Genomic DNA, 5,326 nt, shown 5'->3' on the forward strand with positions numbered 1-5,326 from the left:
CCATTTGCTATCAATAGAAAATCAAATTTTGTTACGTATACCTGCAATGAGGCTGGGTTTTTGAAAGTCCCCATTCCTTTTCGGTTTCCTTTTGAAACCGTCACGAACGACGGCCCCCACCCAGGCTGTTTTTGTTCTGTCCTAGCTAAGCAATAAAATCAGCTACTTGAACAGAAGTCTGCGCAAACGCCTCCGGATGAGGTATGTAAGCAGCCATGTGACACTTCATCCCGGGGGTCATTGTGTTGAACCTGTTAGAAGTCCTTATCCGGCCTGTCCGCGCGCTTGAAGAACAGCGTTTCCAGCAACTGATGCAGGAGCATCATTACCTGGGTGCTCTGCCCAAGATTAGCGAAACCCTATGGTATGTTGCCACCCTTGGCGATCAATGGGTTGCGCTTTTGAGTTTTTCCGCTGCTGCCTTGAAGTGTTCGCCACGGGATCGCTGGATCGGATGGGGCTTTCGCCATCAGTACGATCCGTTAAAACTGGTGACCAACAACAGGCGTTTTCTGATCCTGCCCGATTGGCATTTTCCGAATTTGGCCTCCCGCATCCTATCGTTGTGCCAAAAGAGACTACCGGCTGATTGGCAGGCAGTTTTCGGCCATCCGGTTGTGCTGCTCGAGACCTTTGTGGACCCGCAATGGTTCCGGGGAACCATCTACAAAGCGGCCAACTGGATATATGTGGGCAACACCAAGGGCTTTTATCGGACCCGGCAAGGCTACAGCGCCACAGCACACTCACCGAAAATGGTTTTTGTTAAACCGTTAATTTCCGATGCGCAAGCACTGTTATCCCGGCCTATTCTCGAACCAGCTTATCGTACAGGAGGACCCAAAATCATGCCCAGTGCACAACAGATGCAATCCTTGCCCGACTTTTTTAAAGAAATCCCAGATCCGCGCCGTGCCCAAGGACGACGCCATCGACTCTCCACTGTTTTAGCCATTGCCGCCGGCGCAACCCTGTGTGGGATGCGCGGCTACCTGGCCATCTCGGACTGGGCCAAAAGCCTTGGACAAAAGGCCCGGGAGCGTAAAGCTCATTACCAGTTCACCGTCAAAAACAACCAGCCCGGACTTTTTCAAGACATTGCGTTGTATTTTAAAGACCGGCAGGATCCGGATTTTGTCCATTGCGACCCACCTGACCACGGCCGGATCGAAATCGGCAACATCTGGACCACAACCGAACTCAACGGCTATCTGAACTTTCCTCACGTCGGACAAGCTTTTCTCATCCAAGGAGAATCCACAGATAAAAAAAGCGGTAAATACTCCTAACAAGACGTTTTAATAGCTTGACTTTTCGCATTTTTTCCGGTTGAATATTTTTTTTCCTATTGTTTGACCCTCTTGACGGGGGTGATCCCATGGACAAACACCGCAAAATGTGCCTACCTAGCTCTTAGCAGAGCGTTTTTTCGTTCTGTTAAGAGGTCTCCAAGCAACACGTCTGTGAAATGACTTTTCCGTGGGAGGCTCTGAAATGGCCTCGATAGAATCACCTTTCATGAAAAAAAATGTGTCTCGGCTCTTGAGCAGATATAATCTGCATTATTACCAGGAGTGCGATTGTATTGAGTACTTCATTACAGATAAAGGCACAGGGGAACAAATCTCGTATTCAATGGTTCTCTCTCTCAACAGGCACTCAAACGAGATTCATATCAGTCGCTTTTGTCCAGAACTATACAAACAGGCCGACTCCAAGTACCTTTCTGCTGCTTGTTTCTATCTTCTGACACATCACTTTGGCCATATCTATCATTTAGATAATGGATATCGCATTTCTCTTGAAACACGTCCTGCCACCTATTACCGATTCTTCTCGAGGCTCAAAGATTTCGACCTCCTAGACGCAGGGCTCAGACTATGTGAGACCATTACAGTCGTTGGTGAATATCCTCCGCTAGACGTCAATACTTCCATGATAGAGAAGAAAAGTCTGCAAAAGGAAGAGACACCCTTTGAGGTTCACTAGTAACATTAACCAATATAGTGTTCCCTGTGATTCAGCCATGTCCCGTGTGCGATCGCTTTCACTTTCTCGGACTGCTTCTCACTCGTCTGAGTGAAAGAGATTGCCAGACTGTTCCATATGTTGTCTCAAGACTGCTTCAGCCATAGCATGAAGGTGATTTACGAACCCACAGGCGGAGCGCGTGAGTTCGCGTCCCTTGGTGCCAGATTATACTTTGGCGGGTGTGCGCATGGCTGCCTTTATTGCTATGGTCCCCGGACAATTAGACGAACACGGGAAGCTTTTGTCAATCACGCCAGACTCAGGCAAGACGTCCTCAGATGTCTTAAAAGGGATGCCCAAAGAATCAGAGGGGATGACAGGGAAATATTAGTCAGCTTCAGCTCCGATCCTTACCAGCCTCTTGAAATGCAGTTCGGCACCACAAGGCAGGCCATCCAGATTCTGATTGATAATGGGTTGCGGGTTATGATTCTGACAAAGGGCGGAATGCGTGCTGCCAGAGACTTCGATTTGTTGGAGACTTATGACAGATGCAGATTCGGGACCACAGTCGTATTCACGAACCAGGCAGATGCCTCACAGTGGGAACCAAATGCGCCCCCAATAGGGGATAGGATCCAGGCTATACACCAGGCGCACGGGAGAGGCATTAGAACATGGGTGAGCCTGGAACCTGTCATTGATCCTGACCAAGCCCTGGAGTTGATACAAGAGCTTCATCCAGTTGTAGGGCATTGGAAAGTAGGTATGCTCAACTACCGTAAGCTGCCTAGACCGGTGAACTGGATACAGTTCAGGGAAGATGCCAGGAACCTCTTGGACGCACTGGGGGCTGATTATTATCTCAAGGAGAGTTTGACAGAACTGTAGGGCTAACTATTGTGGCCGCTCATTTGGCTGTCGTACTTCCTGCAACTTTAATATGGGGAACGGAGTTATTTATAGCACGCATTTGCTGGAATTTAGCTCTGTCTTTTCTGTATTCCCATATATAGTATATGAACCATATACCCCAAAAATAAAGGCTTCTGCAATCCATACGCACTGTCAGACTTCTTTCCAGCGGTTGCGATATCCAAACGTTATATGCTAACCCAGGCGGTGGGGGAATACCATTTTTTCGGAATGGAGAAACCTACCTCCATGCCGAAGCCGACTCTGCCATCTTATTCGCGCTTTTGCTTCCGGTCCCCCGGCACCCCCTTTTTTCATGCTGGTTCTCTCCACGCTCCTTTTGTTGGTTTTTTTGAGTACAACCACCTGATTCCTTCGTAATCAGCGGGCCGCGGGTTCGAATCCCATCGCTAGCTCCAACTTATTGACTTGAAAGGGTTTTTTGGGGAACCAAAAAACCTCTTTTCTTTTTGTTGGCCAGTGTGAAAAAAGTGTGTATAGGGGGTATCTTGTAGTTGGAATGGAAGAGGATGGTAAAGGGAACCCGAAGTCCATTCTTCTATCACCTCACAACTAACTGTCGATCCCATGGGTCAATTTCTACGAGCATAAAAGGGTCAGTTTTGCTGAGCGTTGAAGCCACGTTCTCTCGTTCGGCCACGGTCTATCGGTTCCCAGAGCTCCTCGACCAAAAGCCGCAGGTGTGACCGTATCTGTCACGGTTCTATGATATAAACAAACCAAGGAAAATGTTTTGTTGGGTGTCAGGCTTTACTTCGGAGCTCGTTTATGATAACGGGACCAGTGTAACTTCCCAAAACAATTTGAAAATAGTGCATCAACCGCGGACCCGCGCAGACGGGCGCAGACAAGGCACGATTTCTTTCTTCGGCGGGACCGACCTCCGACAAACTCCGTCTGTGTTTGTCCGTGTGAGTCTGTGGCAAGACTTCGGGGATAATTCCATGCGGGGGGAGCAACTGGCCAGGCAGTGGCGCATTTTGCGGACCATTGAATCCCGAAACCATGGGATCAGTGTCACCGAGCTTGCCCGGCAGGAAGGCTGGCATGTCCGTACTATTTGGCGCGATCCGGCTGCTATCCAGGATGCCGGCTTCCCCCTCTATGCTGAAAAGGACGGACAGAAGACCCGATACGGCTTCATCGAAGGCTACAAGTTGCACCTGCCAGTCCCCTTCACTGTAACGGAGTTGATGAGCCTCTACTTTTACCGGGACATCCTTCGACGCTGTAGCCAGGGCGTTGGCAGGGAGCGATGCCGTTCGTTTACAGCCGTCAGGGGCCTATGCGGCCAATCTCTTGGGGCTTTCTACACAGATTCCCATGAAGATTGTTTATCTTACGGATGGTCGTTCCCGCACCGTACAAATTGGAAAAAAACAGATCATCCTGAAGCGGACCACGCCACGGAACATAGCAACGGCAGGCAGAATCAGCGGATTGGTCATCCAGGCCCTGCGGCACTTGGGCCTAAAGCATGTAGATGAAGATGTTATTGCTCGGTTCGATCGCCGGTTGGATGCGGATGCCAGAAACCAGCTACTTAAGGATGTCCGTTTTGCCCCTGCCTGGATCGCGGACATTATGCGGCGACTGGGAAAGAAAAAAGAAACGGAATTAACGTGAACGCGTTCTTGTCATTTTCTGAAGACCGCAGGCGAACGGTCTGCGAACAGGCGCAAGACACACTTGGCCTGCCACCGGCAATTATTGAGAAGGATTTCTGGGTTTGCTGGACACTGAAAAAATTGTTCGATCTTCCAGAATGGGGCTCCCATCTCACATTCAAGGGCGGGACGTCGCTCTCAAAGGGATGGGCTCTTATAGAACGGTTTTCTGAAGATATCGATAACGCTATGAAAGACGAGATGTTTTTCGGCGAGCCCCCTGAGTTTGACGATTTAATCCAGACGGCCAGAAAGTTCCAAGATGAGTTCAATGGGAAGGCAATGACAAATTCATCATGATGACAAAGACAACGACAATAATCACGATGAATGGACTGACGATGGCTCCAATAATAAAACTGATCGTAGCGAGTGGGCGAGAGAAAAGAAAAAGAATGCCTCTCACAGAGTTCACAGAGCCACAGAGTGTGCGTTAGTCCGTGTGGGTCTGCGGCAGAAAAAGATATCGGCCACCAGGACCTGGATTCAGACTATGATCAAATCATTGGCCAAATAGTGAAGATGATCAGGGAGGCGGATAATTGGCTTATCAAATAGTCTCCGATTCACCGTTTCTCCCCATCTCCGATTCAGCTTTTCTATACCAAGCGGGCGAGAGGAAAAAAGTGTCTCTCACAGAGCAAGACACTAGTGGATGAATCTGTGGGCGGTAGATTCGGAAAATACGGCGATACAAAGCGCAAGGCCTTGATTCGCAAGAATCGTCTTAGGTCCCCTGTTGGCCGGCGACC

General features: G+C 49.2%; 4 protein-coding genes and 1 pseudogene. All 5 read left to right on the forward strand.

Features of this window, described 5'->3' with window-relative positions; genetic code table 11:
- Window positions 1-227 precede the first annotated feature (227 nt).
- The 5 genes and pseudogenes from JW883_11515 to JW883_11535 all read left to right on the forward strand — a co-directional run bounded on the left by JW883_11515 (window position 228) and on the right by JW883_11535 (window position 4,874).
- Window positions 228-644, forward strand: a pseudogene (locus tag JW883_11515) (DUF4338 domain-containing protein).
- 850 nt (window positions 645-1,494) lie between these two features.
- Window positions 1,495-1,989 carry a hypothetical protein gene (locus JW883_11520; protein ID MBN1842894.1) on the forward strand — a complete coding sequence of 165 codons (495 nt, stop codon included), beginning with the start codon at window positions 1,495-1,497 and terminating at the stop codon, window positions 1,987-1,989.
- A 147-nt stretch (window positions 1,990-2,136) separates the two neighbouring features.
- Window positions 2,137-2,862, forward strand: a complete 726-nt coding sequence (locus tag JW883_11525; protein MBN1842895.1) for a hypothetical protein — start codon at window positions 2,137-2,139, stop codon at window positions 2,860-2,862.
- A gap of 989 nt (window positions 2,863-3,851) precedes the next feature.
- Window positions 3,852-4,394, forward strand: coding sequence for an HTH domain-containing protein (locus tag JW883_11530; protein MBN1842896.1), 543 nt, complete (start codon window positions 3,852-3,854; stop codon window positions 4,392-4,394).
- A gap of 135 nt (window positions 4,395-4,529) precedes the next feature.
- Complete coding sequence (locus JW883_11535; protein ID MBN1842897.1) at window positions 4,530-4,874, forward strand: nucleotidyl transferase AbiEii/AbiGii toxin family protein; 345 nt, start codon at window positions 4,530-4,532, stop codon at window positions 4,872-4,874.
- Window positions 4,875-5,326 lie beyond the last annotated feature (452 nt).

The sequence above is a fragment of the Deltaproteobacteria bacterium genome, assembly GCA_016930875.1.
Lineage (GTDB): Bacteria > Desulfobacterota > Desulfobacteria > Desulfobacterales.